Here is a 15,591-nt window from a genome sequence, read left to right on the forward strand (position 1 = left end):
GGCCGCGCGAGCGCCCGCCAGGCGTCGGTCACGCCCGAGGGGTGAGCGGGGTGAGCTGCTGGATGTCGTGCCGCGCCCGCAGCTCCGCGATCGCGGCCTGATCCGGCCGGCCGCCGCCGATCAGGTCGGCCAGCTCCTGCAGATAAACCTCGTGCCCGGCGGGCGTGACGAGGAACAGCATCCGTGCCGGCGCCGGGCCCGGGTTGAAGAAGGCGTGCGGCACGCCCGCCGGTACGAACATGCTGCTGCCCGGGCCGCCGCGCAACACCTTGGCGCCGTCGTCGGACTCCCACCCGCGCCAGTCGCCCGCAGCGGTCGGCGACCCCGCCCGGGGACGGAACGCCAGCAGGTCCAGCTCGCCGTCGAGGATGTAGAACAGCTCCTCGGCGTGGTGGTGGAAGTGGGCTCCGACGTCGAAGCCGGGCAGGACGACGGTCTCGAACATCGACCAGGTGGGGGTCTCGTCCGCGCCGACCTTGAGGGTCATGCCGGAGCCCGCGATGGGCCGGCCGGCACCGGGCGGTAGGAGAAGTCCTTCGGTCATCGGTTTGGTCCCTTCAGCGGCGGGTCGGATCAGAACGCGGATCTCGAACCCGTCGCCGACGACCAGATTCGCCCGCGTCATCGATGGATCCTCGATCTCTCGACGGAGACGTTATCGAGGCACGGACGCCTGGTCCTGGTACAGAAACTGCTAGTCTCCGGCGGAGACCGGGGGACTGTCCATGAACGACGCAGCAGCGGCGCGCCGAGCCGAACTCGGCCTGTTCCTGCGCACCATGCGGGCTGCGGTGACACCCGCCGACGTGGGCCTGACGCCCGATCTGCATCCCGGGCGGCGGCGCACCCCGGGGCTGCGTCGCGAGGAGGTCGCCGAGCTGGCCGGCGTCAGCCTCACCTGGTACACCTGGCTCGAACAGGGCCGCGACGTCACCCCGTCCAGCCAGGTCGTCGACGCTCTCGCCCGCGCCCTGCGGCTCGACGACGACAAGCACCAGCACCTGCGCCGCCTGGCCGGGCCCATACCGATGAGCCGGGCGCCACAGCCCCGGCCGCACCGACGGCTGCAACGGCTCGTCGACGCCCAAGGCCCCGTCCTGGCCGTCGTCTACGACCGCTACTTCGACTATCTGGTGTGGAACTCGGCGTACGCCGAGCGCCGCGTCGATCCGCTGACGTTCCCGGCGGACCGGCGCAACATGCTGTGGATGATGTTCACGCACGAGCCGAACCGTGCGGCCCTGGGCGCGCGCTGGACGGCCGCGGCCTGTGCGGTGCTCAGCCAGTTCCGCATCGCAGCCGGCGAGCACCCCGGCGACCCGCGGTACGCGTACCTGGTGGACCTGCTCCGGCAGGCGAGCCCTGAGTTCGCGCAGTGGTGGGCCGAGTACGACGTGCGGCCCTTCCGCGCGGCGCGGCTCGTCCTGCACGGCGACGCGGCCGACACGGCCGTGGACGTGTTCCAGCTCCGCCTCGTCGACGAGCCCGAGCTGCTGATGGTGCTCCAGGTGCCCGCTCCCGACCTGGACGGCGACATACCCTCCTGAGTGCCGCGACCGCGCAGCGGTGCAGGTCAGGCGCGGAGGAACGCGAGCACGGCCAGCACCCGCCGGTGCTGGTCACCGGCAGCCGGCAGGTCCAGCTTGGCGAAGATGCTGCTCACGTGCTTGTTGACGGCGGCCTCGGTGACGAACAGGTCCCGGGCGATGGCCGCGTTGGCCCGCCCCTCGGCCATCAGCGCCAGCACCTCACGCTCGCGCGGGCTGAGCCGCTGCAGCGGATCCTGCCGCCGCCGCAGCAGCTGGCGTACGACCTCGGGGTCCACGACGGTCGCCCCGGCGGCGACGCGCTCGGCGGCCGCGGCGAAGTCGGCGACCGCGCCGATCCGGTCCTTGAGCAGGTACCCGACGCCGCGCCCGTCGCCGGAGTCGAGCAGCTTGCCCGCATAGGACTGCTCGACGTACTGGCTCAGCACCAGCACCGGCAGGCCGGGGTCGGTCTCGCGCAGCCCGACGGCGGCGCGCAGCCCGTCGTCGGTGTGGCCGGGCGGCATCCGCACGTCCGTGACGACCAGATCGGGCCGCTCGGCGGTGACGACAGTGACCAGCGCCGGGGCGTCCCCGACGGCCGCGAGCACGGTGTGCCCGAAGCGTTCCAGCAGGCTGATCAGCCCCTCCCGGAGCAGCACGCTGTCCTCGGCGATCACGATCCGGAGTGGCACGGCACCTCCACGTGCAGCAGGGTGGGGCCGCCCGCCGGGCTGGACAGCCGCATGCGCCCGTCGAGGGTGGCGAGCCGGTCGGCCAGGCCGGTCAGCCCGCTGCCCGTGGCGGCGTCGGCGCCGCCGGTGCCGTCGTCGCGGATCTCCAGGACGAGCAGGTCGGTGTGCAGGCGGCCGGTGACCTCGGCCTGCCGGGCGCCGCTGTGCTTGGCGATGTTGGCCAGCGCCTCGGCGACCACGTAGTACGCGGTGACCTCGACGGCCGGGGGCAGCCGCCGGGGCAGCCGGATGTCGACGCGCACCGGGACCGCCGACAGACCGGCCAGCTCGCCGACGGCGTCGGCCAGCCCGTGGTCGGTGAGGACCTGCGGGTGTACGCCGCGGATCAGCGCCCGCAGCTCCCGCAGGGTCAGCGTCACCTGCTCCTGCGCCCCGGCGAGGTGCCGGTCCATGGCCGAGCCCGGCTCGGCGTCCAGCCGGGCCAGGCCGAGCTGCACGCTCAGCGAGACCAGCCGCTGCTGGGCGCCGTCGTGCAGGTCCCGTTCGATGCGGCGGCGTTCCAGCGCGAACGCGTCGGCGAGCCGGGCCCGGGAGGCGCGGACCTCGCTGAGCTGAGCGCCGAGTTCGTCGTCGCGCGGGGCGAGCACGGCCCGGGTGAACGCGGCGCGGGCCCCGGCCCACGCGGTGATCGTGTACGGGGCGGGCAGGAGCAGGAGCAGCCCGAGGAAGAACAGGCCCCACACGTCGGTGTCGTCGACCGGCGACAACATCACGATGACAGGCACGGCGAGCGCCCCGAACAGGATGCCCAGGTCCATCCACCACAGCCCGACCAGCGACAGCGCCGTGAAGCCCAGCTCCCGCCAGGTCGCCGGCTCGCGCAGCCGGGTGTCCACCCAGGCCCGCACGCCCGGCTGCCGGGGTGCCCGGTGCGGGTCGGGTGCCGGGTCGAGGTCGACCAGCCGTAGCCGCCAGCGTTCGAACCGGGCGACGTAGACGCCTGACAGCAGCAGCGCCAGGATCAGCAGCACGCCGACCAGCACGATCAGCAGGATGAGCCCGGCCGCGGCGAGGGTGAGCACGACCGCGCCGACCAGCCCGCCCAGCAGCACCCCGGAGACCAGGTACGCCAGCGAGCGCCACGGCCAGGCCGAGGTCAGGAACCGCAGCGGCCGCTGCGCCAGGGCCTGCCAGGCGGTTCGCGCGTGCACGGCTCGACGGTACCCGGCCGTTGATCTCGTGACGGTAGTGCGCGCACTACCTCTGTTGTCCCGTGCACGCCAATGTGCTGGGGCGCCTGTGCGGGTGGACTGGTCGACATGACGATCACACATACCCCGGTGGCCGAGGCGGTCCGGCTGACCGCCGCCCGGCGGGTGTACGGCGACGGCGACCAGGCCGTCGTCGCCCTCGACGACCTGACGCTGGGCTTCGCCCCCGGCACCTTCACCGCGATCATGGGCCCGTCCGGGTCCGGCAAGTCGACCCTGCTGCAGTGCGCGGCCGGCCTGGACCGGCTCACCGCCGGGACGGTGCACCTGGGCGGCGTGGACCTGGGCGCGCTGAACGAGCAGCGCCGCACGGTGCTGCGCCGGGACCGGATCGGTTTCGTGTTCCAGGCGTTCAACCTGGTCGCATCGCTGACCGCGGCGCAGAACGTGGAGCTGCCGCTGCGCCTGGCGGGCCGCCGCCCGGCCGCCGCGGCGGTGCGCGCGGCGCTGGCCGAGGTGGGCCTGGCCGACCGGGCCGCGCACCGGCCGAGTGAGCTGTCCGGCGGGCAGCAGCAGCGGGTCGCCATCGCGCGGGCGCTGATCACCCGCCCGGAGGTGGTGTTCGCCGACGAGCCCACGGGCGCGCTGGACACGGCCGCGTCGCGGGAGGTGCTGGGGCTGCTGCGGGCCGCCGTCGACGGGCACGGGCAGACCGTCGTGATGGTCACCCACGACCCGGTCGCGGCCTCGTACGCCGACGAGGTGGTGTTCCTGCGCGACGGCCGGATCGCCGACCGGCTGGGCGGGCCCGCGCGGCTGCCCGGCCGGGCCGAGCAGATCGCCGCCCTGATGACCCGGCTGGAGCAGCGATGATCACCGTCGCCTCGGTCCGGGGCCGGGCCCTGTCGCTGGCCGGGACGTTCGCCGGGCTGGCCCTGGGCGTCGCGCTGATCGCGATGAGCCTGCTGGTGTACGCGTCGGCGCAGCCGCGCCCGCCCGAGCGGCTGTCGGCCGCTCCCGTGCTGGTCCACGGACCGGTGCTGCCCGACGCGTCCGGGGTCGGCGACGGGGTGCGGCCGTGGCCGGGCGAGCAGGCGCAGGCGCTGGCCGGGCGGCTGGCCGTGCTGCCCGGCGTCGCGGCGGCGGTGCCCGACCGGACCTTCTACGCGCAGCTGGTCGTGGAGGGCAGGCCGGTCGGCGACCCGGAGGAAACCGGCGCCGGGCACGGCTGGGCCAGCGCGGCGCTGGGCGCGTACCCACTGGTGGACGGCACCGGCCCCGATGCCGACGGCGAGGTGGCCGCCGGTGCCGCGACGGGGCTCGCGGTGGGGGACCGGACCACGCTGCTGACCGGCGGCGGCCCCGCCGAGGTGACCGTGACCGGCCTGGTCGACGGGCCTGGCGTCTACGTGTCGGAGGAGGCGGCGGCCAGACTCTCGCCCGGTGTGGCGGCCATCGGGCTGCTGCTACACCCGGATGCCGACCCGGCCGCAGTGGCCGCCGCCGCCCGCGCCGCCGCACCGGACGCGACCGTGTCCACCGGCGACGGGCGGGCCGTGCTGGAACCAGCGCAGGCGGCGAAGACGCGCTGGCTGGGCACCCAGCTGCTGATCGCGATGGCGAGCCTGGCCGTGTTCGTGACCGTGTTCGTCGTGGCGTCAACGTTCGCGCTGAGCATCGCGCAGCGGCGGCGCGAGCTGGGCCTGCTGCGCACCGTCGGCGCGACCCCGCGCCAGATCCGCCGCATGGTCATGGGCGAGGCGCTGCTCGTCGGCGGCGCGGGCGGGCTGGCCGGGGCGCTGCTCGGCGTCGCCGCCGCCGTGCCCGCCGCGCGGCTGCTCGCGGACTGGGGCCTGGCCGAGCCCGGCCTGCGGATCCGGCCCGAGCCGCTGCCGGTGCTGGCCGCCGTCCTGGTCGGCGTCGGGGTGGCGCTGACCGGCGCGTACGCGGCCGCGCGGCGGGCGGCGAAGGTGCCGCCGATGGCCGCGCTGCGCGAAGCATCCGTGGAGGCGCGGGCAATGGGGCTCGGGCGCTGGCTGCTCGGCGGGAGTGCACTGGCCCTCGGCGGGTTCCTGGCCGCCCGCACCGCCACGGCCGCGGCCGAGGACCGCGTCAACTCCGCGCTGTTCGCCGCGATGGCCCTCACCGCCGCCGCCGCGCTGCTGGCACCGGTGCTGCTGCCGCCGCTGATCCGGCTGGCAGGCCTGCCCCTGCGCGGCTCGCGTGGCGCGGGGGCGATGCTGGTACGCGCCGAGACGCTCGCCGCCGTACGCCGCACCGCCGCCACCGCCGCGCCCGTGATCGCCACCATCGGGTTCGCGGTGCTGCTGTCCGGGATGGTCGCCACGATGCGCGAGGCCTACCCGGCCGGGCAGGCCGCCAAGCTCGCCGGGCTGACGATCGCCGTGCCCGACGGCACCCCCGGCCTGCCCGCGACCGCCGTCACCACAGGTGGCAGGTCGGTGCTGCCGACCCGGGTGTACGCCGGCGACCTGTCCGTCGCCGCGTTCGGCACCACCGGCGGGCCGACCAGCATGGCCGCCAGGATCGCCGACGCCGTCGGCGTCCGAGCCAGCGGCACGGTCACGGTTAGGTTCGCCGACGGTCACACCGAACGGCTCACCATCGGCGAGATCACCCCGGACGGGCAGGTCGACGACGACCTGATCCTGCCCCAGGAACTGGTCCGCAAGCACGACCCCTCGGCGCTGGCCACGTCGCTGCTCGGCGCCGACCCCGCGGCGCTGGCCGGGCACCCGGGCGTCGAGGTGCTCGACGCCAAGGCGTACGCCGAGCGGGAGGGAGCAGAAGACGGGCGGCTGCTGTGGCTGTTCGCGACGGTCCTCATCGCGCTGTCGGTCGGTTACACCGGCATCGCGGTCGCCAACACCATGGCCATGTCCGCCGACGGCCGCCGCCCCGACCTCGGCGTGCTGCGCCGCGCCGGAGCCACCACCCGCCAGCTGCTGCGCTACGCCGCCGCCGAGACACTGCTGGTCGTGGCCCTGGGTGCCGGGCTCGGCCTGGCGGTCACCGTGCCGCCGCTGCTGGGCATGGCCGCCGGGCTGGAGCAGGAGGTCGGCGCACCCGTCACGCTGCGCCTGCACTGGCCGGTCACCACCGCGACCATGCTGGCCACGGCTGCGCTCGCGGTCGCGGCGGCGGTGCTCGCCACCCGGCGGGCCGCCCGCCGCGCCATGTCCGGGTAGGACGCGGGCACGCCGCCGCCAGGGTCGGAGAAACCGGCCCGGGCGGCGGCGGGCACGATCCGCGTTGGCGACGGGCGCGCTGCGGTAGGTCACCCGACCGGGCTTCGTCACCGTTGGGCTTCACCGACCCGACTGGCTTTGCCGACTCGACGTGGCTTCGCCAGCCCGAGAGCTTCGCTTGCCCGGCTCGGCGTTCAACTGGCCCTGCGGGCAGCCCTCGGCCAAGCTCGGGCGGTAGGGGTTCGTGGGCGGCACGCTCGGTCTGGACGGCCGCGACGACGACTGGCACCAGCGCGGCCACTCCGACTGGGTACGCGCCAACTGGCCGGCCTTCGTGGCGGCGACCGCCGGGGCCCGCACCGACGCCGGGGCGGGCATCGGGGTCACCGAGCTGCTGACCACGTTCATCGGCGGCGGGATCGGCCTGTGGATCTTGGGCCTGCCCTGACGGCCCGTCCGGCGGCCCGTCGAGGCAGTCATGTGTACGGACGTACATAACGGTGTACGCTCGTACACATGACTGCTGAGGACGGCCGCTCGATGCGCGAACGCATGCTGGCCGGCGACCTGTACATCGCCGACGACGAGCTGAGCGGGCACATGCGGCGGGCGGCCGAGCTGATGGAGGCGTTCAACGCCACCTCCGTCAACGAGCCGCACCGCCACCGTGACCTGCTCCACCAGCTGCTCGGCGCCGTCGGCGAGGACACCTACCTCCGCCCGCCCATCCGCGTCGACTACGGCCGCCACATCCGGATCGGCGCCCGGTCCTTCGCCAACTACGGCCTGGTCGCCCTCGACGTCGCCCCGATCACCATCGGCGACGACGTGCAGATCGGCACCAACGTGCAGCTGCTCACCCCGACGCACCCCATCGACCCGCAGCTGCGCCGCGACAAGTGGGAGGCCGCCGAGCCGATCACCATCGGCGACAACGTCTGGCTCGGCAGTGGGGCGATCGTCCTGCCCGGAGTCACCATCGGCGAGAACACCGTCGTCGGCGCAGGGGCCGTGGTCACCCGCGACCTGCCCGCCAACGTCGTCGCCGTCGGCAACCCGGCCCGCGTCATCCGGACCATCGAAGCGACCACCGCGTGACCTCGCCCCACCCGCAGGAGCCCGGGGCACGGCGGCCGCGGCGGCACGACCCCGACCGCCGGGACCGGCTGATCGAGGCCGCGCTGGCCGTCATCGCCGAACGGGGTGTCGCCGCCACGACGCACCGCGAGATCGCCCGCGCCGCCGACGTGCCGCTCGGCTCGATGACCTACCACTTCACCTCGCTGGACGAGATCCTCGCCGAGGCGTTCACCCGCCACGCCGACCGGGTCGCCGCCGTCTTCGACCAGCACCTGCGCGCGGCCCCGGACCGGGCATCGGCCGTCGATGCCGTCGCCGGGCTGGTGACCGGCGCGCTGCTCGGCTCCCCGCAGGACCTCATCCTGGCGGTCGAGCTGTACGCCGCCGCGGCCCGCAAGCCTGCCCTGCGGGCCGTGACCCAGGCCTGGATGCAGCGCAGCCGGCAGGCGCTGGAGGTCCACTTCGACCCCACCACCGCACGTGAACTCGACGCGCTCATCGAAGGGCTCGTCCTGCACAGCGCCCTGTCCACCGACCCGATGACACCCGCGCAGATCCGCCACGCGATCGACCGGCACCTGCGCTGACAGCGACCGCCCCGGGCAGGGGCTGCCGCGACGCGGCATCGCAGTGTCCGGGCTCGCGCGCCCGGACACCCACCAGCCGGCAGCAGGGTCCCCACCGCGGGCGTCGGCCACCGGCCGGTGAGCCCCCGCGCGGACGCCGGACCGTTCGTCAGCAGGTTTCTCTGCGTGTACCGCGACTGAGCTGGTCGCGGTCGGCCCGGTGTCCGCGGCGGCGGGCTTCACGCCGTGGGACTCTGCACGGATACCGGTCGAAGGTCGGTCGTCGCGGGACCGGCTGGGACGGCGGGGGTCCGAGGCCATTTCCAGGCGGAGCGCAGGATGAAGGCCAGGAGCAGCACCTCGATTCCGATGGAGAGGCCGTAGAAGAAGGCCCAGTTCCAGGACTCCCCTGCCGCGTTGACCACCGAGTAGGGGATGTAGAGCGATGCGACGACGAGGTTCGTGGCGCGGTTCACCCGGGCGGGCAGCGCCATGGAGAGCATCACCATCAGGGCCGGGATCGCCACGGACGCGAGCATCATGGTCAACAACGTCGGGCTGATGTCGAACTCGAAGACGACGCCGGCGCGGAGGTTGTCGATGACGCCGGGCTTGTGGAGGTGGAAGTAGTCGACGTAGATGTAGAGGAACATGAAGCTGGTCCATGCGGCGGCGAGCTTGGCCTGCACGGGGATCGGCGGGTTGTCGAGCGGGTTCGGGGTTCTCGTTCGGATGGTCATCGGTTCCTCTTTCGCGAAGAGCGGTTCCTCCGCCGGAGTGGCGGCAGGGATGTACCGAGGCCGCGCCCACCTGGACGAGCGCATCGCCTCGACCGGGCAGCGGTAGCCCGACCTTGGACGACTCGAGCACTGTGGGCGGGCGGCAGCGGTGCTGGACGGCGACCCGCATCGTCGTCGCCCCGGCGGGACTCGCCCCCGGGCACCAGGTGTGCTCGGGCATTCGATCGCTGTTCGATTCCTACAGAAGCCTCCTCACGGCCGGGCTGCGACCCTCGCTGATTCGTACACCGTACTTCGTACACTGTACTACGGTCGTACGCTGTACCATGAATGCGGGCTGGACGATTGTCAAGCCATTCGAGCCAGCGAGCGAGGAGACCCGTGTCTGCGAGGGACAAACGCCAGGTCGCGTCAGACGCGGGGCTGAGCAGGCAACGGGTGGTGGTCGAGGCGATCCGGCTCGCCGACCGCGAGGGGGTCCACGGGCTGAGCATGCGCCGGCTGGCCGGCGAGCTCGGCGCGGGCGCGATGTCGCTCTACCACTACGTGGCGAACAAGGAAGAGCTGCTGGACGCCATGATCGACATCGTGTTCGAGGAGATCGAGCTCCCGCCCGAAGGCACCGACTGGCAGTCGGCGATGCGACGGCGGGCGGTATCCGCCCGGCAGGTTCTCGCCAGCCACCCGTGGGCGATCAGCCTGATGGAGTCGCGGACATCGCCGGGGCCCGCGAACCTCCGCCACCGCGAAGCGGTCACCGCCTGCCTGCGGAGGGCCGGCTTCCCGGTCCTGATGGCGACGCACGCCAACTGGTTGCTCGACAGCTACGTCTACGGTTTCGCCCTGCAGGAAGCCAGCCTGCCGTTCGACACCGCCGACGAGTTCACGGACATGACCGAGGACGTCTTCCTGCCCCAGCTTCCACCTGACGAGTTCCCCTACCTCAACGAGTCCGCCGCGGCGCTCGTCGCTGCCGGCTACGACCCGGCGGAGGAGTTCATCTTCGGCCTCGACCTCATCCTGGCCGCCCTGGAGCCGCTGAGAGCCTCCGCATAGCGACGGTCATCGCCGCGATCGTCGCGTCGGTCCTCGCGTTCGCCACGATCCCGACTGGCTACGTCCTGATATTCCTGGCGGTGGCCGCCGTGAGCGTCGGGTCGAGCTTCCGGCCGGACCTGGCCCGGCATGGGCGCCTCCCGTCGAGCTTAGACTTGGCCGGTGCCGATCATCCTGTCGCTGCTTGAGGCGGTGCGCTGGGACGGCGAGCCGGTGGTGGGCGAGCGGCCGCAGGCACTGCTCGCCGCGCTCGCCGCCGCCGGACGGACGGTCGGCTCCACTCGCCTGATCGACCTCGTCTGGGACGAGGACGTCCCCGCCAACCCGCTCAAAGCGCTCCAGGTCGTGGTATCCCGGACGAGAGCGGCGCACGGGCCGGACTCGGTGCTCCGCGACGGCGACGGCTACCGACTGGGTGTCGACCGGTCGCAGGTGGACACTCAGCTGCTCGCGGACCGCCTCGCCGAGGCCCGGTCCGCGTTCGAGTCCGACCCGGCACGCGCCGCAGACCTGGCCTTGCAGGCCCTCGCGCTCGGCCCGGTCGCCGCCGGGGACGGCCATGGGCCGCTCGCCGCGCTGCGCCGGGAGGCCGGACGCGATCTCGAACGGGCTCGGGTGCTGCTGGCCAGGGCCAGGGTCAGGCTCGGCGAGCACGCCGCCGCGCTGCCCACTCTGGCCACCGCGTGGGCGGTGCACCCCGCCGACGAGTCACTGCTGGCGGACCTGCTGCGCAGCGAGGCGGCGGTCCGCGGGGCCGGCGCCGCGCTGAGCCGGTACGAGGCGTACCGCGCCGACCTGCGCGACCGCCTGGGCGCCGATCCCGGCCCGGAACTGCGCCGGGTCCACGGCGAGCTGCTGGTGCAGGACAGCCCGGTCCGCGCGGGCGTGCGCTACGAGGCGACCGCGCTGCTCGGCCGCTCCGGCGACGTCCGGCGGCTGCAGGCGCTGCTGTCCGCTGCCCGGGTGGTGTCCATCGTAGGGCCGGGCGGGCTGGGCAAGACCCGGCTGGCCCACGTGCTCGGCCGGGAGCATCCCGCCCCGGTGGTGCACTTCGTCGAGCTGGTCGGCGTGACCGCACCCGACGACCTGGTCGGCGAGGTCGGCTCGGCGCTGGGCGTGCGGGATTCGGTCAGCGGCCGGCGCACCCTCACCCCCGAGCAGCGGGCCGACGTACGCGCCCGGATCGCGCGCCACCTCGACCAGGCGCCGAGCCTGCTGATCCTGGACAACTGCGAGCACATCGTCGCCGCCGTCGCCGACCTCGTCGCGTACCTCGCCGCCACCACCCGCGAGCTGCGGGTGCTCACCACCACCAGGGCGCCGCTGGCGATCGCCGCCGAGCAGGTGTACCCGCTGGCCGAACTGGACGCCGCGGACGCTGCCGAGCTGTTCCGGCAGCGTGCCGTCGCCGCCCGGCCCGACGTGCACCTGACCGGCACGGACGAGGTGGTGGCCGAGATCGTCGAGCGGCTCGACGGGCTGCCGCTGGCCATCGAGCTGGCGGCCGCGAAGGTGCGCGTGATGGCGGTCGCCGACATCGCCCGCCGCCTGGAGAACCGGTTCGCGCTGCTGCGCGGCGGCGACCGCAGCGCACCCGACCGGCATCAGACGCTGCTGGCCGTCATCGACTGGTCCTGGAACCTGCTCGCCGAACGCGAGCGCCGGGCGCTGCGCTGGCTGTCGGTGTTCCACGACGGGTTCACCCTCGCCGCCGCCGAGGCGATGCTCGGCGACGACGCCCTCGGGGCGGTCCAGGACCTGGCGGACCAGTCGCTGCTGACGGTCGTGGAGACCGGTCCCGGCGGCGTGCGCTACCGGATGCTGGAGACCGTACGCGAGTTCGGCCGGATGCAGCTGATCGACGCAGGTGAGGACGGCGCGGCCGAGCAGGCCCAGCGCGCCTGGGCGGTCGCGTTCGCCACCCGGCACGCCCGCGCCCTGTTCACCCCGGCGCAGTTCGACGTCGTCGACGCCATCCGACCGGAGGAGGCCAACCTCTCCGACGTGCTGCGCCGGACGTTCGCCACCGCCGATCAGGCGGCGATGGTGCAGATCCTCGCCGCGCTGGCCGGATACTGGATCATCCTCGGGGAACACACCCGGCTGATGGTCCTCATCGAGGCGACCGCGAATGCGGTCGACGGCTGGACGGCCCCGCCGGAGCTGGCCGGCGCCACCCGGATGGCGATCGGGATGACGCTCAACGGCTCCCTGGTCGCCAACAGCCCGTATTCGGGCGTGCTGCGGGCGGCGCTGCGGGCGGTCGGGCCGGGCGAGCACGATGCGTGGACCGCCGCGATGGTCACCACGCTGACCGAGATCGACCCGAACTCGGCCGAGGGCTACCTTCACGGGCTGCGTGAGCTGGCCGCGTCCGCGGACCGGCAGGTCGCGGTGCTGGCGCTGCCGTGGCTGAGCCAGGCCCTGGAGAACCTGGGCGACCCGGACGCCGCCATCGACGCCGCCGAGCGCGGGCTGCTGCTCGCCGACGACTCGGTGGGACCCTGGTCGCAGGCGATCATGCACACGATGGCCGCGCAGCTCGCGATGCAGCTCGGCCGGGGGGCCGAAGCGGCGGTCCACGCCCGTGCCGCGCTGCCGGTGCTGGACCGGCTCGGCGCCCGCGACGACGCCGTCCAGCTGCGTTCGCTGCTCGCCATGGTGATGATCTCCACCGGTGACTTCGACGGCGCCGCCCGCCAGCTCGCCGAACTCGGCGACCCGCAGGAGTCCGAGGGTGTGGTGAGCGGCCGGCTCGTGTTCGACCTCGGCAGCGCCGAGCTGGCCCTGGCCCGCGGTGACGTCGGGGGCGGGCTGGCCGCGTACCGGTCGGCGTTCCGGCGGGTGAGCGAGCTGCGGATGCCGGGCCTGCCGGCGACGGGGTACGAGCCGTGGGTGCTGGTGGCCGAGGCGATGAGCCTGGCCGCGCACGCCTACTACGCGCCGCCCGGCGACCCGACCGGCGGGGTCCTGTTCTCGCAGGCCCGGGAACGGGCCGGCCAGGTGCTCGACCCCGACCACCCCTACCTGGACTATCCCGTCTGCGGGCTGGTGCTGTTCGCGCTCGGCGCGTGGGGACTGGTGCGCGACGCCCTGCCGGTCCAGGACACGGTGCGGCTGATCGCGCTGGCGGACCGGTTCGCATATCACCGGAGCACGCCCACGCTGGCCTGGGCGCGGATCGCCGCCCACGCCGAGCAGCGGGCCCCCGGGATGCTGGCCGCCCTGGCCGCCGAGTACGGCGACCGGCGCGGCCCCGACCTGCTCGGCGAGGCACGCAGCCTGGTCGAGCGGATCGGGGCCGGCTGATCTCAGAGGTGCCGCTTGTAACCGCGTACCGACAGCGGCGCGAAGATCGCGATGACGGCCGCGCAGGCCACGATGGCCCAGCCGACGTGCCCGGTGACCTGGCCGTCGTTGGCCAGGTCGCGGGTGGCGGTGACCACGTACGACACCGGGTTGACCTTCACGAACGCGGCCAGCCAGCCGGGCAGGGTCTCCACCGGCACCAGCGCGTTGGACATGAACGTCAGCGGGAACATGATCATCATGGAGATGCCCTGGACGCTCTGCGCGCTGCGGGCCAGCGTGCCGACCCAGGTGAACACCCAGGCCAGCGACCACCCGGCGATCATCGTGAGCAGGATCGCCAGCACCACACCGGCCACGCCGCCGCCGGGGCGGTAGCCCATCGCGATACCGGTGAGGAAGGTCAGCGTCGAGGCGATGGCGTACCGCAGCAGGTCGGCGACCATCGGACCGGCCAGCGGCGCGATCCGGGCCATCGGCAGCGACTTGAACCGGTCGAACACCCCCTTCTCCATGTCCTCGCGCAGCTGCACGCCGGTGGCCATGCACGCGGTCAGCGCGGTCTGCGCCAGGATGCCCGGGATCACCAGCGGCAGGTACGCCTGCACGCTGCCGGACAGGCCGCCGCCGAGCAGGTACGCGAACATCGCCGTGAACAGCAGCGGCTGGATGGTGACGTCGAAGAACTGCTCGGGGTTGCGGCGCATCTTCTTCGTCGCCCGCCACGCCATCGACATCGTCTGGCTCAGCGTCTGCCCGACGCTGTTGTGCGGGGTCGTGCGCGCGGCGACGTCGGCCGCGGTCAGCCGCTTCGGTGCCGCCACCGGCATTGGCCTGGTCATCTGCATGGTCATCGGGTCACCTCAAGTTCACGATCGTCCGCGGTCGCGGAGAGGTCGGCGCCCTCGCCGGTGCCGTGCCCGGTGAGCGCCAGGAACACCTCGTCGAGGGTCGGCGCGTCGACGCTCACCGAGGTGACGCCGACACCCGCCTCGCGCAGGCTGATGAGCACGTCCGCGGCCCGGTCCGCGGCGTCGAGCGCCACGTTCAGCCGCCCCGACTCGGGGCTGAGGACAGGGTCCTCGCCGAGCAGGCGGCGTACGACCTGCGCCGCGACGGGCTGGTCGGCGGGCTCGGTCAGCCGCAGCCGCAGCGTCGAGTTGCCCACCGACGCCTTCAGCTCGTCTGGGGTGCCCTCGGCGACCTTGCGGCCCCGGTCGATGACCGCGATCCGGCCGGCCAGCTGGTCGGCCTCGTCCAGGTACTGCGTGGTCAGCAGGACCGTGCAGCCGCCCGCGACCAGCTCGCGGATGGTGTCCCACATCTGGCCCCGGGTGCGCGGGTCCAGGCCGGTGGTCGGCTCGTCCAGGAAGATCAGCGGCGGGCGGGTGATCAGGCTGGCGGCCAGGTCCAGCCGCCGCCGCATGCCTCCGCTGAACTGCGAGATCGGCTTGTCCGCCGCCTCCTGGAGGCCGAACTGCTCCAGCAGCCGCGCCGCGGTGGCGCGGGACGTCTTGCTCGACACGCCCTGCAGGCGGCCGAACAGCCACAGGTTCTCGTTGGCGGTCAGGTTCTCGTCCACGGACGCGTACTGCCCGGTCACCCCGAGCAGCTGCCGGGTGCGGTGCGGGTCCCGGCGCACGTCCACGCCGAAGATCTCGGCCCGGCCCCCGTCGATGGGCAGCAGGGTGGCCAGCATCTTGAGCATGGTCGTCTTGCCTGCGCCGTTCGGGCCGAGCACGCCGTAGATCTCGCCCTGCTCGACGTGCAGGTCGACCCCGTCGACGGCACGGAAGTCACCGAACGACTTCACCAGGCCCTCCGCGTGGACCGCGGGAATGTGCTTCATCTTCGCTCCCTCGCGACCGGCGTCGAAACCGGTCAGGGAACACCGTCCACCGCCCCGGTTCCACGGCGCCTACACCGCGGTTTCACAGCCGGCCTGTCCGGTTTCACCCCGGCCGTTACCCGAGCGCCGGTTACGGCCGGGTGATCGCGAGGCTCGCCGGTCACCGGTGCCGCAGCCGCCGTGACATGGATGCCTTCGGCTGATCGGACGATGCGTGAGCCGCTTCCGTGACATCGGCGCAATCGGTTGATCGGCCGAATAGCTGGATCCATCAGGCTGTGCAGGAACGACTCTCCATTTGGGATTGTGAAGTGGTTTCTTCACGTGTGCCGGCAACCTCCATCGGCCGC

The 15,591-nt window shown here is 73.6% G+C and carries 14 protein-coding genes; 8 read left to right on the forward strand and 6 right to left on the reverse strand.

What is annotated here, in order from left to right:
- Window positions 1–28: 28 nt before the first annotated feature.
- The gene (locus tag CS0771_RS15900; protein ID WP_244870815.1) at window positions 29–625 is read right to left on the reverse strand and encodes a cupin domain-containing protein; all 597 of its coding nucleotides are present in this window, start codon (window positions 623–625) and stop codon (window positions 29–31) included.
- Window positions 626–725: 100 nt separating this feature from the next.
- Here CS0771_RS15900 and CS0771_RS15905 point away from each other — a divergent pair, with 100 nt between their 5' ends.
- Complete coding sequence (locus CS0771_RS15905; RefSeq protein WP_212841709.1) at window positions 726–1,547, forward strand: helix-turn-helix transcriptional regulator; 822 nt, start codon at window positions 726–728, stop codon at window positions 1,545–1,547.
- A 26-nt stretch (window positions 1,548–1,573) separates the two neighbouring features.
- On the opposite strand, the gene CS0771_RS15910 is transcribed toward CS0771_RS15905, so the two are convergent.
- Together CS0771_RS15910 and CS0771_RS15915 are read right to left on the reverse strand one after the other, a co-directional pair.
- On the reverse strand, window positions 1,574–2,209 hold the full coding sequence (locus CS0771_RS15910) for a response regulator transcription factor (protein WP_212845855.1): 636 nt from the start codon (window positions 2,207–2,209) through the stop codon (window positions 1,574–1,576).
- A complete protein-coding gene (locus CS0771_RS15915; protein WP_244870816.1) occupies window positions 2,203–3,432 on the reverse strand; it encodes a sensor histidine kinase in 1,230 nt (409 codons plus the stop codon). Before CS0771_RS15915 ends, CS0771_RS15910 begins: the two co-directional genes overlap by 7 nt.
- Window positions 3,433–3,540: 108 nt before the next feature.
- Here CS0771_RS15915 and CS0771_RS15920 point away from each other — a divergent pair, with 108 nt between their 5' ends.
- The 5 genes from CS0771_RS15920 to CS0771_RS15940 all read left to right on the forward strand — a co-directional run bounded on the left by CS0771_RS15920 (window position 3,541) and on the right by CS0771_RS15940 (window position 8,308).
- On the forward strand, window positions 3,541–4,305 hold the full coding sequence (locus tag CS0771_RS15920; RefSeq protein WP_212841711.1) for an ABC transporter ATP-binding protein: 765 nt from the start codon (window positions 3,541–3,543) through the stop codon (window positions 4,303–4,305).
- Complete coding sequence (locus CS0771_RS15925) at window positions 4,302–6,641, forward strand: FtsX-like permease family protein (protein WP_212841712.1); 2,340 nt, start codon at window positions 4,302–4,304, stop codon at window positions 6,639–6,641. Before CS0771_RS15920 ends, CS0771_RS15925 begins: the two co-directional genes overlap by 4 nt.
- 244 nt (window positions 6,642–6,885) lie before the next feature.
- On the forward strand, window positions 6,886–7,089 hold the full coding sequence (locus CS0771_RS15930; RefSeq protein WP_212841713.1) for a hypothetical protein: 204 nt from the start codon (window positions 6,886–6,888) through the stop codon (window positions 7,087–7,089).
- 68 nt (window positions 7,090–7,157) lie between these two features.
- Window positions 7,158–7,739 (forward strand): sugar O-acetyltransferase, encoded by a 582-nt coding sequence (locus CS0771_RS15935; RefSeq protein WP_244870817.1) that lies wholly within the window; start codon window positions 7,158–7,160, stop codon window positions 7,737–7,739.
- Entirely contained in the window at window positions 7,736–8,308 is a 573-nt protein-coding gene (locus CS0771_RS15940; protein ID WP_244870818.1) for a TetR/AcrR family transcriptional regulator, read from the forward strand. The genes CS0771_RS15935 and CS0771_RS15940 overlap by 4 nt, the downstream gene beginning before the upstream one ends.
- Before the next feature lie 218 nt (window positions 8,309–8,526).
- Here the strand turns inward: CS0771_RS15940 and CS0771_RS15945 are convergent, their stop codons facing one another.
- Complete coding sequence (locus tag CS0771_RS15945) at window positions 8,527–9,027, reverse strand: DUF6326 family protein (RefSeq protein ID WP_212841714.1); 501 nt, start codon at window positions 9,025–9,027, stop codon at window positions 8,527–8,529.
- Window positions 9,028–9,408: 381 nt separating this feature from the next.
- Here CS0771_RS15945 and CS0771_RS15950 point away from each other — a divergent pair, with 381 nt between their 5' ends.
- Window positions 9,409–10,083: a TetR/AcrR family transcriptional regulator gene (locus CS0771_RS15950; RefSeq protein ID WP_212841715.1), complete on the forward strand. Its 675-nt coding sequence runs from the start codon at window positions 9,409–9,411 to the stop codon at window positions 10,081–10,083.
- Window positions 10,084–10,245: 162 nt separating this feature from the next.
- Window positions 10,246–13,392: a BTAD domain-containing putative transcriptional regulator gene (locus CS0771_RS15955; protein ID WP_212841716.1), complete on the forward strand. Its 3,147-nt coding sequence runs from the start codon at window positions 10,246–10,248 to the stop codon at window positions 13,390–13,392.
- 2 nt (window positions 13,393–13,394) lie between these two features.
- Here the strand turns inward: CS0771_RS15955 and CS0771_RS15960 are convergent, their stop codons facing one another.
- A complete protein-coding gene (locus CS0771_RS15960; RefSeq protein WP_212841717.1) occupies window positions 13,395–14,246 on the reverse strand; it encodes an ABC transporter permease in 852 nt (283 codons plus the stop codon).
- Window positions 14,243–15,241 (reverse strand): ATP-binding cassette domain-containing protein, encoded by a 999-nt coding sequence (locus tag CS0771_RS15965; protein ID WP_212841718.1) that lies wholly within the window; start codon window positions 15,239–15,241, stop codon window positions 14,243–14,245. Before CS0771_RS15965 ends, CS0771_RS15960 begins: the two co-directional genes overlap by 4 nt.
- Window positions 15,242–15,591 lie beyond the last annotated feature (350 nt).

Source organism: Catellatospora sp. IY07-71 (genome assembly GCF_018326265.1).
Classification (GTDB): Bacteria; Actinomycetota; Actinomycetes; order Mycobacteriales; family Micromonosporaceae; genus Catellatospora.

Coding starts and splice junctions, on each gene's coding strand:
- CS0771_RS15925 (WP_212841712.1), top strand. CDS start 4,302: ATGATCACCGTCGCCTCGGTCCGGGGCCGGGCCCTGTCGCTGGCCGGG.
- CS0771_RS15965 (WP_212841718.1), bottom strand. CDS start 15,241: ATGAAGCACATTCCCGCGGTCCACGCGGAGGGCCTGGTGAAGTCGTTC.
- CS0771_RS15900 (WP_244870815.1), bottom strand. CDS start 625: ATGACGCGGGCGAATCTGGTCGTCGGCGACGGGTTCGAGATCCGCGTT.
- CS0771_RS15960 (WP_212841717.1), bottom strand. CDS start 14,246: ATGACCATGCAGATGACCAGGCCAATGCCGGTGGCGGCACCGAAGCGG.
- CS0771_RS15935 (WP_244870817.1), top strand. CDS start 7,158: ATGACTGCTGAGGACGGCCGCTCGATGCGCGAACGCATGCTGGCCGGC.
- CS0771_RS15905 (WP_212841709.1), top strand. CDS start 726: ATGAACGACGCAGCAGCGGCGCGCCGAGCCGAACTCGGCCTGTTCCTG.
- CS0771_RS15920 (WP_212841711.1), top strand. CDS start 3,541: ATGACGATCACACATACCCCGGTGGCCGAGGCGGTCCGGCTGACCGCC.
- CS0771_RS15945 (WP_212841714.1), bottom strand. CDS start 9,027: ATGACCATCCGAACGAGAACCCCGAACCCGCTCGACAACCCGCCGATC.